This is a genomic window from Phenylobacterium sp. GW821-FHT12F10, assembly GCF_058806695.1.
In genome coordinates this window covers 1,683,754-1,699,759 of record NZ_JBXAPY010000001.1, presented here as the reverse complement: position 1 = coordinate 1,699,759, position 16,006 = coordinate 1,683,754, and the positions used below count along the sequence as shown (strand labels likewise).

14 protein-coding genes are annotated in these 16,006 nt (G+C 70.5%); 5 read left to right on the top strand and 9 right to left on the bottom strand.

The window, feature by feature from the left end; genetic code table 11:
* The first annotated feature begins 13 nt into the window (after positions 1–13).
* Both AC1RN5_RS08520 and AC1RN5_RS08515 read left to right on the top strand, forming a co-directional pair.
* The gene (locus AC1RN5_RS08520) at positions 14–2,482 is read left to right on the top strand and encodes an ATP-binding protein (RefSeq protein WP_493040770.1); all 2,469 of its coding nucleotides are present in this window, start codon (positions 14–16) and stop codon (positions 2,480–2,482) included.
* A gap of 125 nt (positions 2,483–2,607) precedes the next feature.
* Positions 2,608–4,512 (top strand): potassium transporter Kup, encoded by a 1,905-nt coding sequence (locus AC1RN5_RS08515; protein WP_493040769.1) that lies wholly within the window; start codon positions 2,608–2,610, stop codon positions 4,510–4,512.
* Between the two features lie 13 nt (positions 4,513–4,525).
* On the opposite strand, the gene AC1RN5_RS08510 is transcribed toward AC1RN5_RS08515, so the two are convergent.
* From AC1RN5_RS08510 to AC1RN5_RS08495, 4 genes are all read right to left on the bottom strand, one after another.
* Entirely contained in the window at positions 4,526–5,002 is a 477-nt protein-coding gene (locus AC1RN5_RS08510; RefSeq protein ID WP_493040768.1) for an SRPBCC family protein, read from the bottom strand.
* Entirely contained in the window at positions 4,992–5,354 is a 363-nt protein-coding gene (locus AC1RN5_RS08505) for an ArsR/SmtB family transcription factor (RefSeq protein ID WP_493040767.1), read from the bottom strand. Before AC1RN5_RS08505 ends, AC1RN5_RS08510 begins: the two co-directional genes overlap by 11 nt.
* Positions 5,355–5,467: 113 nt before the next feature.
* Positions 5,468–6,160, bottom strand: a complete 693-nt coding sequence (locus AC1RN5_RS08500) for a winged helix-turn-helix domain-containing protein (RefSeq protein ID WP_493041480.1) — start codon at positions 6,158–6,160, stop codon at positions 5,468–5,470.
* Positions 6,161–6,162: 2 nt separating this feature from the next.
* Entirely contained in the window at positions 6,163–7,701 is a 1,539-nt protein-coding gene (locus AC1RN5_RS08495) for a DUF4118 domain-containing protein (protein WP_493040766.1), read from the bottom strand.
* A gap of 183 nt (positions 7,702–7,884) precedes the next feature.
* Here AC1RN5_RS08495 and AC1RN5_RS08490 point away from each other — a divergent pair, with 183 nt between their 5' ends.
* Complete coding sequence (locus AC1RN5_RS08490; RefSeq protein WP_493040765.1) at positions 7,885–9,462, top strand: metallophosphoesterase; 1,578 nt, start codon at positions 7,885–7,887, stop codon at positions 9,460–9,462.
* A 179-nt stretch (positions 9,463–9,641) separates the two neighbouring features.
* Here the strand turns inward: AC1RN5_RS08490 and AC1RN5_RS08485 are convergent, their stop codons facing one another.
* From AC1RN5_RS08485 to AC1RN5_RS08475, 3 genes are read right to left on the bottom strand one after another with little or no spacing between them, the layout of a single operon-like run.
* On the bottom strand, positions 9,642–10,367 hold the full coding sequence (locus AC1RN5_RS08485) for a GNAT family N-acetyltransferase (RefSeq protein WP_493040764.1): 726 nt from the start codon (positions 10,365–10,367) through the stop codon (positions 9,642–9,644).
* Between the two features lie 2 nt (positions 10,368–10,369).
* Positions 10,370–12,334 carry a M61 family metallopeptidase gene (locus AC1RN5_RS08480; protein ID WP_493040763.1) on the bottom strand — a complete coding sequence of 655 codons (1,965 nt, stop codon included), beginning with the start codon at positions 12,332–12,334 and terminating at the stop codon, positions 10,370–10,372.
* Between the two features lie 36 nt (positions 12,335–12,370).
* Complete coding sequence (locus AC1RN5_RS08475) at positions 12,371–12,748, bottom strand: hypothetical protein (RefSeq protein WP_493040762.1); 378 nt, start codon at positions 12,746–12,748, stop codon at positions 12,371–12,373.
* A 181-nt stretch (positions 12,749–12,929) separates the two neighbouring features.
* On the opposite strand from AC1RN5_RS08475, the gene AC1RN5_RS08470 reads away from it, so the two are divergent.
* A complete protein-coding gene (locus AC1RN5_RS08470; protein ID WP_493040761.1) occupies positions 12,930–13,904 on the top strand; it encodes an SDR family NAD(P)-dependent oxidoreductase in 975 nt (324 codons plus the stop codon).
* A gap of 238 nt (positions 13,905–14,142) precedes the next feature.
* On the opposite strand, the gene AC1RN5_RS08465 is transcribed toward AC1RN5_RS08470, so the two are convergent.
* Positions 14,143–14,577, bottom strand: coding sequence for a cupin domain-containing protein (locus AC1RN5_RS08465; protein ID WP_493040760.1), 435 nt, complete (start codon positions 14,575–14,577; stop codon positions 14,143–14,145).
* Positions 14,578–14,621: 44 nt separating this feature from the next.
* On the opposite strand from AC1RN5_RS08465, the gene hisC reads away from it, so the two are divergent.
* Positions 14,622–15,680: a histidinol-phosphate transaminase gene (hisC, locus tag AC1RN5_RS08460; protein ID WP_493040759.1), complete on the top strand. Its 1,059-nt coding sequence runs from the start codon at positions 14,622–14,624 to the stop codon at positions 15,678–15,680.
* Here the strand turns inward: hisC and AC1RN5_RS08455 are convergent.
* The gene (locus tag AC1RN5_RS08455) at positions 15,677–15,922 is read right to left on the bottom strand and encodes a hypothetical protein (protein ID WP_493040758.1); all 246 of its coding nucleotides are present in this window, start codon (positions 15,920–15,922) and stop codon (positions 15,677–15,679) included. The two genes, hisC and AC1RN5_RS08455, sit on opposite strands and share 4 nt — an antisense overlap.
* Positions 15,923–16,006: the final 84 nt, after the last annotated feature.

The window sequence follows — 16,006 nt, the reverse complement described above, 5'->3', positions numbered from 1 at the left end:
CAGCGTCGGACTGATGTCGCTCGCGGTCACCATCCTGGGATCGCTGGGAGCCTTCGTCGTCTTCCAGCAGGAGCTGTCGAACCGGCAGATCGGCTATCTCTCGGACTATGTGCGCGAGCGCAGCTCCAACATCGACCGCCGCTTCACCAACCTCACCAACCTGCACAGGGCCGCCGGCGTGGAGCTGGAGCGGCGGATGAACCACCTGTCCGACGCCAAGGTCGTTCAGCTGACCGACGACTATTTCCCGGCCAAGGGGGACGGATCCCGCCGCAGCCGCGACGAGCTGTTCACCGGCCACCTCACCGCCTCGGGGCGCTGGATCTATGGCATGGGCGCCTTCATCGGCCAGGCCGGCGCCGCCAGCCTCGACGATCGCCGCGCCCTGGCGGCCGCCTTCTCCGTGGTCTCCGACTTCGGCCAGGCCGCCCGCAGCGAGTACGACAACTTCTACTTCTTCCAGCCCGATCCCCTGCGGCTGGTGATGTTCGGCCCCGACCGTCCCGACCACCTGATGTTCTACCGCCGGGAGGCGCCGGCGAACCTCGACGTCTCCAAGGAGGAGATGGCCCAGATCACCCTGCCGCGGAACGACCCGGCCCGGGTGACCCGCTGCACCAACCTCCAGCGCCTGATCCAGGACAAGAAGGGCGAGCGGCTGGCCACCGGCTGCCTGACCCCGGCCTATGTGAACGGCCGCTATGTGGGCTCCTTCGGCTCCTCCATCGAGCTCACCGGCTTCTTCCTCAACGCCATCCGCAACACCCTGCCGGGCGCCTCGAACCTGGTGGTGACGGGCAGGGGCGAGCTGATCGCCTATCCCGGCTTCGCCACCCCCGGCCGCGCCTCGGAGGCGACCGTCGCCGGCTATGAGCGCAAGCTGAACCTCAAGGTCCTGGTCAAGGCCATCCGCAAGGACGGCCAGGCCCACGGCGTGATCAGCAGTCCCGACGGCCGGCAGGTGGTGGCCTATGGCCGCCTGGCCGGGCCCGACTGGTACCTGCTGCTCACCTATCCCAAGTCCTCCATCGCCTGGTCGGCGGCCAAGTCGGCCTCCTGGGTGCTGCTGCTGGGAGCCATCGCCTCCCTGATCCAGACCCTGCTGGTGGTGGCGCTCGCCCGCCGCACCATCGTCTGGCCGCTCAGCCGCCTGGCCGCCTCCTGCGAGCCGGAAGCCTTCGGGATCCGCGTCCGGCCCGACGTCAGCGACGTCGAGGTCCGCCGCGACGAGATCGGCGTCCTGGCCAAGGCCCTGCGGGGCGAGCGCGAGAAGGTCGAGGCGGTGCTGGCCAGCCTCGAGGACCGGGTCCGCGACCGCACCGCCGACCTGGAGAAGGCCAACGCCGAGAAGTCCCGTTTCCTGGCCAATATGAGCCACGAGCTGCGCACGCCGCTGAACGGCGTCATCGCCATTTCCGAGACCCTGGCCGCCCAGCAGAAGACCCCGCAGAGCCGCGAGCTGGCCGAACTGATCGTCTCCTCCGGCCGGCTGCTGGAACAGGTGCTCACCGACATCCTCGACTTCTCCAAGATCGAGGCCGGCGAGATCAAGCTGGCCCACGACAGCTTCGACATGCAGGCGGTCGTCCGCCGCATCGCCGAACTGCACCGGGCCTCGGCGGAGTCCAAGGGGCTGGAGCTGTCCTGGAGCGTCGCCGAGGCGGTCCGCGGCGCCTTCGTCGGCGATCAGGTGCGCCTGACCCAGGTGCTCTCCAACCTGCTGTCCAACGCCGTGAAGTTCACCCCCGCCGGCACGGTGCGCCTGGCGGTGAGCGCCGAGGACGGCCAGGTCCGCTTCTCGGTCACCGACACCGGCATCGGCTTCGACGACGAGGTGAAGGCCCGCCTGTTCCGCCGCTTCGAGCAGGCCGACGCCTCCATCCGCCGGCGGTTCGGCGGCACCGGCCTGGGTCTCGCCATCTCCCGCTCCCTGGTGGAGCTGATGGGAGGCGCCATCCGCGTGGACTCCACCCCCGGCGTCGGTTCGGTGTTCAGCTTCGTCCTGCCCCTGGAGGCGGCCCAGGCGGTGGACGCCGCCGCCCCGGCGGAGTCCGAGGCGGGCTTCGATCTTTCCGGTTGCCGCATCCTGCTGGCGGAGGACCACCCCACCAACCAGAAGGTCGTCCAACTCATCCTGCAGTCGGTGAACGTCGAGCCCGAGATCGTCGAGAATGGCCAGCTGGCCATCGAGCGCCTGAGGGCCGGCCGCTACGACGTGGTGCTGATGGACATGCAGATGCCCGAGCTGGACGGCCTGTCGGCCACCACCCTGCTGCGGGAGTTCGAGGCCGCCCAGGGCCTGCCGCGGACCCCGGTGATCATGCTCACCGCCAACGCCATGGACGAACACGTCCGCGCCGGCCGCGAGGCGGGCGCCGACCAGCACCTCTCCAAGCCGATCCGCGCCACCGCCCTGATCGACACCATCGTCGCCTGCATCCTGGCGGCCGAGCAGGGCCGGGCGGACCGCGAAGTCGCCTAGACGCGCCCCGGCGATCCTTATGCGGCCCTTATGTCCGGGCCCCCGATCCCGCATCGAACCCCTATACGCCCCCGCGCTACCTCCTGGGGGGTCCCCTTGAGGGGCGGTGAGCGCGTGAGGTCGGCATGGCGTCGGAACAGGTGGCGGGCGAGATCTCGTCCGGCGGGACGGGGAGGGCCGGCTTCTGGACCCTGACCGTCGGCTCCATCGGGGTGGTGTTCGGCGACATCGGCACCAGCCCGCTCTACGCCATGAAGGAGGCCCTGGCCCACGCCAAGGGCGGCGCCAGCGACCTGGCGGTGTTCGGGGTGGTCTCCCTGGTCTTCTGGGCCCTGCTGCTGATCGTCACCCTGAAATACACCGCCCTCGTCATGCGGGCCGACAACAAGGGGGAGGGCGGGACCCTGGCCCTGATGGCCCTGGCCCAGAACGCCCTGGGCCGCCGCTCGCGCCTGGTGCTGATCCTGGGGGTCTGCGGGGCGGCCCTGTTCTACGGCGACGGCCTGATCACCCCGGCCATCTCGGTGCTGTCGGCCACGGAGGGCCTGGCCCTGGCGCCGGGTGTAGGCGAGCTGTTCGCCCCCTACGCCCTGCCGGCCGCGGCGGTGATCCTCACTGGCCTGTTCCTGGTGCAGTCGCGCGGGACGGCGGCCGTGGGCCGCTTCTTCGGCCCGATCACCCTGGTCTGGTTCCTGGTTCTGGCGGCGCTCGGCCTGATCTACATCGTCCAGGCGCCCCAGATCCTGCTGGCCTTGAGCCCGGTCTACGCCGTGCGCCTGCTGATGGAGAACGGGCTGCTGGGCTTCGCCATCCTGGGCAGCGTCTTCCTGGTGGTGACCGGCGCCGAGGCGCTCTACGCCGACATGGGTCACTTTGGGAAGGGGCCGATCCGCGCGGGCTGGCTGCTGGTGGCCTTCCCCTGCCTGATGATCAACTATCTGGGCCAGGGCGCCCTGGTGCTGATCGATCCGTCCGCCGCCGAGAGCCCCTTCTTCCGGATGATCCCCCAGGCGCTCTACTGGCCGGTGATGGTCCTGGTGACGGCGGCCACGGTGATCGCCAGCCAGGCGGTGATCACCGGCGCCTTCTCCATGACCCAGCAGGCCACGCAACTGGGCCTGCTGCCGCGCATCAACATCCGGCGCACCAGCGAGACCGTCGCGGGCCAGATCTATGTGCCGGCCGTCAACGGCTTCCTGATGGTGGGCGTGCTGTGGTTGCTGGTGATGTTCCGCAACTCCTCGAACCTGGCCTCGGCCTACGGCATCGCCGTCACCGCCACCATGGTGGTCACCGTCCTGCTGCTGTTCGTCATCGCCCGTTGGCGCTGGAAGTGGTCCCTGGCCGCCAGCCTGGCCATGGTCATCCCACTCCTGGCCATCGACCTGGTCTTCCTGGGCTCCAATGTCCTGCGCATCGTCCAGGGGGGCTGGTTCCCGCTGGTGGTGGGCGCCGGCGTCGTCCTGATTATCTGGACTTGGCTGAAGGGGGTGCGGATCCTGGCCGACAAGACCCAGCGCGACTCCATTCCCCTGGCCGACCTGGTGGAGAGCCTGCGCGCCCGCCCGCCCTTCCGGACGCCCGGCACGGCCATCTTCCTCACCTCCCAGGCCGACGTCGCCCCCGTCGCCCTGATGCACAACCTCAAGCACAACAAGGTGCTGCACGAGCGGAACATCATCCTGACGGTGGAGACCGCCGACCGGCCCCGTGTGCCTGAGGAAGAGCGGGTGGCGATCCAGACCCTCACCCCCGACTTCAGCCGGGTGACCGTGCGGTACGGGTTCATGGAGCAGCCCAACCTGCCCAAGGCCCTGGGCGCGGCCCGCCGCCAGGGGCTGAAGTTCGACATCATGGCGACGTCCTTCTTCCTCGGCCGGCGCTCGGTGCTGCCGGGCCGCGGCCCGGGAATGCCGCTCTGGCAGGACAAGCTATTCATCTATCTGATGAAGAACGCCGCCAATCCCACCGATTTCTTTCAGATTCCCCCCGGTCGGGTCGTGGAGATGGGAGCCCAGGTGACCGTCTAGGTGCGGGGTCCGGTCACCCCACGCCCAGGTGCCGGGCGAGCTTGTCGAGGGTCTGGTACCCGTATTCCACCGCGCCGAACCCGATGCCGGCGTCGCGCTGCGCCTTCGTCGGGTGCAGCTGGCGCATGGTCAGCACGCACTTGCCGTCGCTCTGCTCATCGAAGGTGATGGTCGTGTGGAACCGCGCGGGATCGTCGTCCACGTCCGAGCCATGCTCGATCTCCAGCAGGCTTGGCGCCTCCACCCGCAGGAACACCATTCGGTTGTCCCAGCGGGTTCCGTCCGGGCCGGTATAGATGAACCGCCAGCGGCCGCCTTCGCGGATGTCGATCTCCAGGGTCTCGGTCTTAAAGCCCTCCGGACCAAACCAGCGGGTGATCTGGCTTGGATCGGTGAAGGCCTGGAACACCCTGGCGCGCGGCGCGGCGATCACGCGCGACAGGACGATCTCGCGATCGAGCGCCCAGGTCGCGAGGGGGTCATGGCTCATGGTCTTCTCCTGTCGGGACGGTCGGTTGCGGGGATTGCGCGAGGAAGTGTTCCAGCCGGTCGAACCGCCCTTCCCAGGCCGCGCGCGTGTGATCGAACCAGCGCGCCGTCTCGGCCAGGCGCTCGGCGTTCAGGCGGCAGGGGCGTTTCTGGCCGTCGCGCCCGCGGGCGATCAGCCCGGCGCGCTCCAGCACCTTCAGGTGCTGCGACACCGCCGGCAGGCTCATGGCGAAGGGCCCGGCGATCTCCTGCACGGTCATGTCGCCTTCGCGGGCCAACCGGCTGAGGATCGCCAGCCGGGTCTCGTCGCCGAGGGCCGCGAAGGTGTCGCTGAGGGAGGGAGGGGACAGCACGTTGGGGGTCCGCGAGATATTTAAGTATTTACTTAAATACGGTGGCCGGCGGCGCCCGTCAACACCGGCCGGCAGGGCCGCGGGAAGATCGTCCCGGGCCGCATCCCGCCAGGCTAGGCGTCGCCTTCGGCCAGAAAGCGGTACCCCACCCCCGGTTCGGTGACGATGTGCCGGGGCCGGGCGGGATCGGGCTCCAGCTTCTGCCGCAACTGGCCGACGAAGACCCGCAGGTACTGGGTGTCCTCCACGTGGGCGGGACCCCAGACGGCGGTCAGCAACTGACGGTGCGTGATCACCTTGCCGCCGCCCTCCACCAGCCGGGCCAGCAGGTCGAACTCCTTGGGCGACAGCCGCACCGCCGCCCCGTCCCGGCGCACCGCGTGCATGGCCAGGTCGATCTCCAGGGCCCCGGCGCGCACCGCCCGCGGCGCGGCGTTCCCCGGCTGGCCCCGGCGCAGCGCCACCCGCAGCCGGGCCAGCAGCTCGCCCACCCCGAAGGGTTTCTCCACATAGTCGTCGGCGCCCAGGTCCAGGGCGTCGATCTTCTCCACCTCCCGGTCGCGGGCCGACAGGATCAGGATCGGCCCGGCATAGAAGGCCCGCGCCTTGGTGAGCGCCGTCTTGCCGTCCATGTCCGGCAGGCCGAGGTCGAGGATCACCGCGTCCGGGGCGCGGCGGGCGATCTCCTGCAGGCCGGCGGCGGCGGTGTCGGCGCGGATCGGCTCGAAGCCCGCCGCCTCCAGGGCTGGGGTCAGGAACCGGTGGATCTGCGGCTCGTCGTCGATCACCAGGATGCGCGGGCGCAGGGTCACAGCAGCGTCCTCGGCGTCGGATGGGGCTTGGGCAGGACGATCAGGATGCGCGTGCCCCGGCCCTCGGCCACGGGGCTGGTGGCGGCGATCCGCCCGCCCATGGCCTCCACGAAGCCCTTGGCGATGGACAGGCCCAGCCCCAGGCCGCGCCCCCGGTCGGTCGGCTGCTCCAGGCGGCGGAATCGGTCGAACACCTTGTCCAATCCCTCCGGCGGAATCCCCGGCCCCTGGTCCTCGATGGAGATCAGCACATGGCCCATATCCTCGTGGGCGGCCAGCTCGATCGGCGCCCCCGGCGGACTGTAGGCCGCGGCGTTCTCGATGATGTTCAGCACCGCCTGCTCCAGCAGCATCGGGTCGGCGCTCACCGGCGAGAGCTGCGGGGCGAAGTCACGCACGATCCGGCGGCCCTCCAGCCCCGCCTCCAGCCGCTCGAGCGCCGAGGCCAGGACCGCGCGCACGTCGGTGAGCTCGCGCCGCGGCGTCAGGGCGCCGCCCTCCAGCCGGCTCATGTCCAGCAGGTCGCCCACATAGCGGTTCAGCCGCCGCGCCGCCTCGGCGATGCTCTGCAGCAGGTCTCGCCGCACCCCCGGCTTCAGGCTCGCCTCGTAGTCCAGCAGGGTGGTGGAGGCGCCCAGCACCGTGGCCAGGGGGGTGCGGAAATCGTGGCTGATGGAGTTGAGCAGGGCCGAGCGCAGGTGATCTGCCTTGCGCAGGGCGTCCACCTCCGCCGCGGCGGCGGCCAGGTTGGCCCGCTCCAGGGCCACGGCGCCCTGGTGTAGCAGGGCGGTCAGCAGCCCCTCCTGCTCCGGCGACAGGGGCGAGGCGCCGCGCAGGCCGATCACCCCGACCCGCCCGCGCAGTCCCTGCAGCGGGCGCAGGCTCCAGCCGGCCTGGTCGGCGCTGCCGGCGCCGGTCTCCCAGGCCTGGCGGGCGGCGATCCGCGTGGTGTCGGCCAGCTCCGTCAGACCCTCGGGGCCCGCGGCCAACCGCAGGGCGTCCGCCTCCGGCAGCAGGACGATGGCCGCGCGGCCGGCGGCGAGGCTCGCCTGTTGCGCCAGGATGCGGGCGGCCTCGTCGGGCGTGGCGGCGGCCGACAGGCCCCGGCTGGCCTCCAGCAGGGCGCCCAGCTCCCACGCCCGGCGCGCGGCGCTGCGGGCCTGGGCCCGCACCCGGGCCGCCAGCCATCCGGTGGAGGTCGCCACCGCGAAGAACACCACGAAGGTCAGCAGGTCGGCCGGGCGCTCGATCCGGAAGCTCAGGCGCGGGACCAGGAAGAAGAAGTTGTAGCTCAGGGCCGCGGCGCAGGCCGCCAGCAGGGCGGGACCCAACCCGAACCAGAAGGCGCTCAGCAGCACGCTGGCCAGGAACAGCATGGCCAGGTTGGCGCCGGTCAGCTGATCGGCCGCCAGGTGGGCGATGAGATTGGCGGTGGCGACGAGAACCGCCGAGGCCGCATAGCCCGCGGCGTCCCGCGGCCAGGCGCGGTGCTGCGGGGTCGGTGGCGCCTCTGTCAGGTTCGAGTCCGTCGCCATCCCGCCGCCGATCATTGCCCGCCGCGATCCTACCGGCGCCCGGGCTCCGGGGACACCTGTTTGCGGCTGAGGGCGCCGGCCCTCGGCGCCCCTAAGGCGCGAATTCCCCCCCACTTATCGCCAGGTTCACGCTCCAGCTTGGCCATGCTGTAATCGCCGCCGGACACGGGGGAGGGCGCGCCAATGCCTCGCATCAACCGTCGCGCGGTCGTCGCCGGCGCCGCGGCCAGCGCGCTCGCGAGCCAGGCCTCCGCCGCCCTGCCGCCGATCGGGCCCGGCCGCACCAAGATCGTCTTCCTCAGCGACGTCCATATCGGGGACAATTCCCCCACCGTCTGGTACCAGCGCGACTTCCACGAGCCCTATCTCGCCGCCCTGCTGGACTATGTGATCGCCGGCGCGGGGGAGATCCGCGAGCTGATCATCCTGGGCGATTTCGTGGACTTCTGGACCTACGCCCCCCGGCGCCGGCCGCCGGGCTTCCGCGAGATCGCCGCCGCCAATCCGGCCATCTTCGGCCCGGGCGGCAAGCTCGCCCAGGCGCTGTCGGCCCTGAAGGGCCGGGTGACCTATGTGCCGGGCAACCACGACATGGGGATCACTCAACGCGATCTGGACATTGTCGCCAGCCGCGAGGGATGGCGCATCCAGCTCCGCGACGAGGAGGTCTATTTCCCGTTGGCGCCCGACCGCCGCCTGGCCTGTTCCCACGGCCACCGCTGGACCATGTTCAACGCCCCGGACCTGGCCACCCCGCTGGCCCCCGTTCCGCTTGGCCACTTCGTCACCCGGTCGGTAGCCTTCATGCTGGACCGCGACCTGCCGCCGGGCCGCAGCGTCGCCGACCTGCCCGACCAGGGCGCCCCCAACGGCATCGAGCTCTCCAAGTTGGCCGGCTCCATCAACGGCTCGCTGATCGAGTCGGCGGTGAACTACGCGGTGAAGGTCACCGGCATCACCGAGGCTGAGCCCATCCTGCTGCCGGACGGCCGCACCACCAACCTGGGGGAGGTGAAGCGCGTCTATCAGGGCCTGTGGGGCCGGTGGGCGGGTGCGGTGGGGGGCGACATCTCCGCGGCCAAGGCCGCCGCCGCCGACATCGATGGCCACTACCTGCCCTGGTTCGCCCAGCGTCTGGCCCTGCAGACCGGCGCCGACCTGGTGGTGTTCGGCCACACCCACGAACCCCGTTCGGGGTTGAGGGACGGCTTCATCAACTATGTGAACACCGGCTTCGACTGCCCCAGCCGCGCCGACATCGGGAGCAAGCATCCCACCTTCATCGAGGTGGACACGCTCAGCCTCACCGCCCGCCTGCGCCAGGTGACCGCCCAGGCCTCGGGCGCCTATGTCATCGAGGACCACGCCGCCCCCCAGGACAGCATCGTCTACGGCCCGACCCTCGACTATTCGACCTATGTCACCGTGGACAACACCCGCGGGACCGCCGACCTGGTCCGCCGCGCCACCGTCGAGGCGCACGGCCGCTACGTGGTGGCGCCGCCCGCCATCATCCCCAGGGGCCACGTCACCCGCTTCTGGATCCAGGACAACGCCGGCGCCCGCGGCTCGGAGGGGATCGTCACCTACGACCGCGCGGACGGACCGCCCCTGGAGCTGCGCTTCGCCTGTCCCACCGGCGTGGCGGCCAACCAGGCCTCCGGCGCCCCCTTCGTCGCCCGCGTCGGCGGCAAGGACTGGGCCGCCCCCAACGTCGCGCCCCGCGCCGGGCATCCGCTGTTCGTGCGGTTCAGCGTCTGAGAGGCGCGACCTCACGCGGCGCCGCTTCATCCAAGGTGTCATCCCGCATGGAGCGCCGCAGGCGCGGAAGTGCGGGACCCATACTCACCGATCTATCCTGCTCGTCCCGCGAGTTTGGGTCCCGGACAACGCTTCGCTGCGGCCGGGATGACACCGGAGAATTGGATGACACCGGACGACTACGTCACCCGCATCGCCGCCCCGAACACTGGCAACCCCAGCCGCGCCGCCACCCTCTGGGACGAAAGGTTGGTCACCGAGGTGCTGTAGAACAGCGGCCGGTCCGCCAGTTCGGCCAGGCTCGACCAGGCCGCCGTCACCGCCGCCGCCAGCCCCCGGCCGCGGAAACCCGGGAAGGTGTAGACCCCGATCTCGGCGCCTCGCGGCCCGATCCGCGCGGCGAACGCCATGGCTGCGACCGTCTCCCCCTCAAGGGCCACGCACCAGGGCTCCCAGAAGTCGCCGGCGCCGAGAAAACCGGCGTCCAGCAAGTGCTGCGGCATGCCGACCTCCGCCAGGCGCGCCAGCCAGGCCTGGCCCTGGGCGGTGTCGCCGCGCAGGATCCTGGCCCCCGTCCCCGGAAGGCCGTGGGGCAGGCGGTAGAGGATGGACCGGCTGACGCTCTCCACCGGCGCAAGCCGGGCCAGCAGGTCCGGCAGACAGGCCGGGTCCGCCTCCGGATCGACCCAGGGGGCCTCGCGCGCCACCAGCGCCTCGATGATCCGCACGGTCTCGCCGTCCAGGTCATGACGCAGGCGGACTCGCGTCCCGTCCCGGCAACCCGCCAGATGGAGGCGCGGTCCGGGCGGCAGGCCAGGCTCGTTCTCCGAGACGATCCGCCCGGTTTCCGAGATGACGAACGCCGTGGCCAGGTTGGCTTCCAGCAGGCGCAGGTCGCCGCCCACCGCTATTTCCGCGGCGCCAGGATGTCGTCCAGCCGGGCCGGGGTCCCCGCCACCCGCTCGAAGCGCGGGTAGCGCAGGCCGCCGTGGTAGTCGATCTTGACGGTGCGGTAGCGCTCGCCGGACTTCACCAGCAGCTCCAGCGGCTCCTTGACCCCCTTGGCGGCGGTGACCGCGTCCTTCAGCCGGTCGGCGTCATAGGCCAGGCCGTTCACCGCGATCAGCTTCATGCCGTCGGCCAGGCCTGCCTTGAAGGCCGGTCCCTCCCACTGCACCGCCGTCAGCTCTCCGTCCTTGCCGAGCGTCATGCCCAGGGAATAGGTCAGGTCGGTGATCTTCCGCCGGGTCTCGTTGCTCTTGGCGTAGTCGGTGGGGGTCTCGGCATAGACCAGGCGGTAGCCGCCGCGGGTCACCCCATCCAGGGGCGCGCCGGGGCCGTGGCCCTCCAGCCGGGTCTTCAGGAACCCCGCCCAGTCGTGGGGTTGAACCGCGTTGAGGGTCTTCACCACCTCGTCGAAGTCGTAGGTGAGCTGGCCCCAGTCGCCGTCATTGACCCCGAAGAAGGCCTTGGCGAAATCGTCCAGGGACTTCTTTCCCTTGGATTGCTCGCGGATCAGGGTGTCGGCGTCCAGCCAGATGAGCTGGCCCTCGGAATAGTAGTCCTCGCTGCGCTGCCAGCTGGTCCAGGCCTGCGGCCGGCGGGCGGAGATGATCGGGTCGTTGGTGGTGTCCTCCATCGCCCGCCAGGAGCGGCCCACCCGGTTGTCATAGGCCGCCGCGGTCGCGGCGATGGCGTCCAGCGCCTCCTGCTTGGTGAGCAGGCCCGAGCGCGCGGCCAGGACATAGCCCCAGTACTGAGTCTGGCCCTCATAGACCCAGAGCAGGCTGTTGCGCATCGGGGTGTTGAAGTTGGCGGTCCACAGGTCGGCGGGGCGGCGGTACTTGCCGTTCCAGCTGTGGGTATATTCGTGGGGCAGCAGGTCCCGGGTCGCCGGCAGCTTGTCCCAGTCGAGGAAGTAGCGCGGGACCGTGCCGTTCTCGCTGGAGCGCTGATGCTCCACCCCGATGCCGCCCATGCGGTCGGATAGGGCGAACAGGAAGTCGTAGTGGTCGTAGTGACGCGCGCCATAGAGCTTGTCGGCCTGGGCCACCATGGCCCTGTGCGCCGCCAGCTGGGCCGGCTTGATCTCAAGCAGGCTCGGATCGTCGGCCACCACGTTCAGGGTCACCCGCGAGCGGCCGCCGGGATCGAGGTCGAGCTTCTTGACGTAACGCCCCGCGAACATGGGGGAATCCATCAGAGTCTCGAAGCTGACAGGCTTGAATCGGACCATCTCCCGGACGCTGTCACGGTCCTCCAGGGCCGTGGCGAAGGACCAGCCGTCGGGCAGGCGGATATGGGGCTGGATCTGGATCTGTCGGGTGAAATAGCCGGCGGGATAGAGGGCCAGGGCGAACCACTGGACGTTCATCATCTCCGGGGTGACCACCACCCGGCCCTGGTCGGGATCGGTGGGGGAGACGTACTGGAAGTTCAGCTCCACGAACTTCACGTCGGGCGGCACGTCGATGTGGAAGGCGGAGACGTCGACGGGGTCGCGGGTCCACTCCAGGGGCTTGTCGTTCCCGGTGATCACCAGCCCCGCCAGCTTGTCGATGGGACCGCGCGGGGCGTGGTTGCCGGGGATCCAGCTCGGATAGAGCAGGGTCATGGGCCCCGGCTGGGCCACGGGGATGGTCTCCTTCACCCGGAAGATCCGGCGGTCCAGGTCGGTGGCGTCCACCGACAGGGTGATCAGGCCCGGATAGGGCCTGTCCTGCGGCGCGGGGATGGGGGCGGGGAGGGGAACCGGCTGCGGGCCGGCGGACTGGGCGAGCGCGCCGCCGCTGCTGAGCAGCAGGGCGGCGGCGGCGAAGAGCGCGCGTTTCACGGGCGGCGGACTTTCTGAATCAGGAGGGCTTTGCCCCATCCTGATGCCCCCGCGCCCCGACGGCAAATGGCGGCGTCAGGCGCCCGCGGCGGCGCTGTTGGGGGGCGCGCCCAGATAGGCGCCGTAGCCCAGGGCCTCCAGGGCCGTGCGCAGGGCGTCCTGGTTCAGCACCCCCACGCCGGCGCTGTGGGTCAGGCCCTGCTCCTGAAGGCGGTAGACGGTCCAGTCCTGGCCCGGCGGCGGCTTGGCGCCCGGAGCCAGCAGGACATGGCTCCAGCCCACCAGGGCGGGGTCGCGGCCCGGGGCGATGTCGAACTCGCGGTCGTGGAAGGCCAGGTCCATGCCGGCCCCACGCGCCTCGGCGACCCGATGGCTGAGCCAGCGGTCGAAGGCGTCGAGGATCACCCTGGCGGAGATTCCGCCCGCATTGGCGATTTTGCTGACCTGATCCAAAGGGATGGCGTCCATTCCTGTTCGGACTGAACCTGCCGTCCCCGCATGAATTCCCGGCCAAAAAACGCGGTGAATACCGCTTAACCACGCGCCACTGACGCAAGGTCACGCTTCCGCCCGCGCCCGCCGGGGTTCAATCTCCCGTCAAGGGCGCGCGAACAGCGCCTCGAGGGAGAACGCGATGCAGGACTTCACCGGCAAGATCGCCGTCGTCACCGGCGGCGGCACCGGCATGGGCCGCGAACTGGCCCGCCAGCTGGTGGCCCAGGGCTGCCATGTCGCCATGTGCGACGTCTCGGCGGCCAACATGAAGGAGACCATCGCGCTCGCGACGGCCGACCGCATCCCCCAGGGCGTGCGGATCACCGCCCACCTGGCCGACGTCTCCGACGAGTCGCAGCTCCAGCGGTTCCGGGACGAGATCAAGGATCAGCACCAGACCGACCACATCCACCTGCTGTTCAACAACGCCGGAATCGGCGGCGGCGGCAGCATGGTCACCGACAGCCGGGCGGCCTGGGAGCGGACCTTCAATGTCTGCTGGGGCGGGGTCTATCTGGGGGTGCGCACCTTCCTGGACATGTTGATCGCCGCGCCCGAGGCCCACATCGTCAACACCTCCAGCGTCAACGGCTTCTGGGCCAGCATCGGCCCCAACACCTCCCACACCTCCTACGCGGCGGCGAAGTTCGCGGTGAAGGGCTTCACCGAGGCCCTGATCACCGACCTGCGGCTCACCGCCCCCCACGTGAAGGCCAGCGTGGTCATGCCCGGCCACATCGGCACCTCCATCGTCGCCAATTCCCGCAAGGTCCAGGTCGGGACCGAGGCCGACGCCCTGAGCCCCGAGGAGATCGAAGTGGCCCGCGCCCGCATGGCCGCCGCCGGGGTGGACGCCGCCCAGGTTCCCGACGCCGCTATCCAGGCCATGGTCGCCGAGGCCGCCCGCCGCTTCCTGGAGGACGCCCCCATGACCGCCGCCGCCGCCGCCACGGTGATCCTCGACGGCGTGAAGGCGCAGCGCTGGCGCATCCTGGTGGGCGACGACGCCCACCTGCTGGACGAATGGGTCCGCAGGGACCCGGAGGCCGCCTACGAGCCGGCCTTCTACGAGGCCTTCGTCAAGGCGGCGGGGTGGAAGCTGGGGGGCGGCTAGAAAAACCCGCTCATCCCGGCGAAGGCCGGGACCCAGATTCACCTCCGGACTCAGGATTTCTGGCTCAGGCCGTGACCTACGACCTGGCCCCCAGCCTTCGCCGGGGTGAGCGGGTGAGGGGCAGCCGCCGTTCGTGACGTTCGTGAGGTTCGTGGTTCCAATCCTTCAAAGCCGCGACGCCGCGAGGCCCACCAGATCGTCCACGAACCACACGAACTTCACGAACAGGGCGCGAGACCTACTTCCGCACCGGCCCGAAGTCGTCGTCCGGATAGGTGATCGTCTCCTCGCCCGGCCGCCGCGACCCCACCGCCAGATATGTGGCCGCCGCCGCCGAGCGGTTCACCAGGTGGTGCGCATTGGCGACGCCGGCCGGAAACCCCGCCGACGAACCGGCGGTCAGCAGGTGCTCGCCGGTCTCGTCGATCAGCACCAGTTCGCCGCTCAGCACATGGACGAACTCATCCTCGGCGGCGTGCCAGTGGCGCAGGGCCGAATAGGCGCCGGGCGCCAGGGTCACCAGGTTCACCCCGAACTGGGTGATCCCCAGGGGCTTGGCCAGCCGCCCCTCAGTCTGGCCCTCGAACCAGTGGGGCTTGATCGCGTCGCCCCGCGCCCGATCGCGCCAGGGGATCATCTCCACCGCCGACAGGTGCAGAATTCGGGTTTCCATGTCACAGACCTCCCGCTTGCCCCACCATCCTAGCGCGAGATTCCATGAGCCGCCTCTGGAGCGACCTGACCCGCACGCTTTCGCCCTATGTCCCGGGCGAGCAGCCGCAAATCGCGGGCCTCATCAAGCTCAACACCAATGAGAGTCCGCTTGGACCCTCGCCCAAGGCCCTGGCCGCCGTCGCCGCGGAGGCCCGCGATAGCCTGCGCCTCTATCCGGACCCGGAGGCCACGGCCCTGCGCCGGACGCTGGCCGCCTATCACGGCCTGGAGTCCGCCAACGTCTTCGTCGGCAACGGCTCCGACGAGGTCCTGGCCCACGCCTTCGCCGCCCTGCTGAAGCACGACGCGCCCCTGCTGTTCCCGGACATCAGCTACAGTTTCTATCCGGTCTACAGTCGTCTGTTCGGCATCGAGGCCCAGACCGTGCCCCTGGACGAGGCCTTCCAGATCGACGTCGCCGACTACCGCCGCCCGGCCGGGGCGATCATTCTGCCCAACCCCAACGCCCCCACCGGCGTGGCCCTGCCGCTGGCCGACATCGAGACCCTGCTGGCCGAACACCCGGACGCCCCCGTGGTGATCGACGAGGCCTATGTGGACTTCGGCGCCGAGACCGCCGTCCCCCTGATCGCCCGCCACGACAATCTGCTGGTGGTCCGCACCTTCTCCAAGAGCCGGGCCCTGGCCGGTCTGCGGGTCGGATATGCCCTGGGCCATCCCGACCTGATCGCCGCCCTGACCCGGGTGAAGGACAGCTTCAACTCCTACCCGCTCAGCCGCCCCGCCCAGGCCGGCGCCATCGCCTCGGTACAGGACGAGGCCTACTTCCAGGCGACCCTGGCCACCATCATCGCCACGCGCGCCAAGCTGGTGGAGGGCCTCACCGCCCTCGGCTTCCAGACCCTCCCGTCGAGCGCCAACTTCGTCTTCACCCGCCACCCCGACCACCGCGGCGCGGCCCTGGCCGCGGCCCTGCGCGAACGCGCCATCCTGGTGCGCCGCTGGGACGCGCCGCGGATCGCCGACCATCTGCGGATCACCGTGGGGACGCCGGACCAGACCGACAGCCTGCTGGCGGCGCTTGCGGAGATCGCCGCCTAGAACCGGTTCCAGCCCGCCTGTTCCCAGGCCTCGAGCCACTGGCCGAACTCGCCGGCCCCGGAGAACGTCGAGTCCATGCCCGAACTCTCGACATAGCGGAACAGCCGGCCCTCCGGCGTGCGGTAGAGCTGGGCGACGATATAGTCGTCGTCGTTCTCGTCGCTGCGGTGCTCGAAGCTGTCGATGGAAGACCCGCCCCTCAGGGCGGCCTCCAGCTCCTCCGGCGTCATGTCCGTCGCCATCGCGCCCTCCCAGGCCATGGATCCGACCGGGAGGGTCATACGCCGCGCGGCGTCTGTAAAGCGCGGGGCAGGGGCCCGCCTGCC

What these genes read in the sequence shown, in the direction of transcription:
- AC1RN5_RS08510 (WP_493040768.1), bottom strand. Translation starts at nt 5,002, where the DNA reads ATGAGCCATGACCCCCTCGCGACCTGGGCGCTCGATCGCGAGATCGTC.
- hisC (WP_493040759.1), top strand. Translation starts at nt 14,622, where the DNA reads ATGAGCCGCCTCTGGAGCGACCTGACCCGCACGCTTTCGCCCTATGTC.
- AC1RN5_RS08490 (WP_493040765.1), top strand. Translation starts at nt 7,885, where the DNA reads ATGCCTCGCATCAACCGTCGCGCGGTCGTCGCCGGCGCCGCGGCCAGC.
- AC1RN5_RS08455 (WP_493040758.1), bottom strand. Translation starts at nt 15,922, where the DNA reads ATGGCGACGGACATGACGCCGGAGGAGCTGGAGGCCGCCCTGAGGGGC.
- AC1RN5_RS08520 (WP_493040770.1), top strand. Translation starts at nt 14, where the DNA reads ATGTCGCTCGCGGTCACCATCCTGGGATCGCTGGGAGCCTTCGTCGTC.
- AC1RN5_RS08480 (WP_493040763.1), bottom strand. Translation starts at nt 12,334, where the DNA reads ATGGGGCAAAGCCCTCCTGATTCAGAAAGTCCGCCGCCCGTGAAACGC.
- AC1RN5_RS08515 (WP_493040769.1), top strand. Translation starts at nt 2,608, where the DNA reads ATGGCGTCGGAACAGGTGGCGGGCGAGATCTCGTCCGGCGGGACGGGG.
- AC1RN5_RS08465 (WP_493040760.1), bottom strand. Translation starts at nt 14,577, where the DNA reads ATGGAAACCCGAATTCTGCACCTGTCGGCGGTGGAGATGATCCCCTGG.
- AC1RN5_RS08470 (WP_493040761.1), top strand. Translation starts at nt 12,930, where the DNA reads ATGCAGGACTTCACCGGCAAGATCGCCGTCGTCACCGGCGGCGGCACC.
- AC1RN5_RS08495 (WP_493040766.1), bottom strand. Translation starts at nt 7,701, where the DNA reads ATGGCGACGGACTCGAACCTGACAGAGGCGCCACCGACCCCGCAGCAC.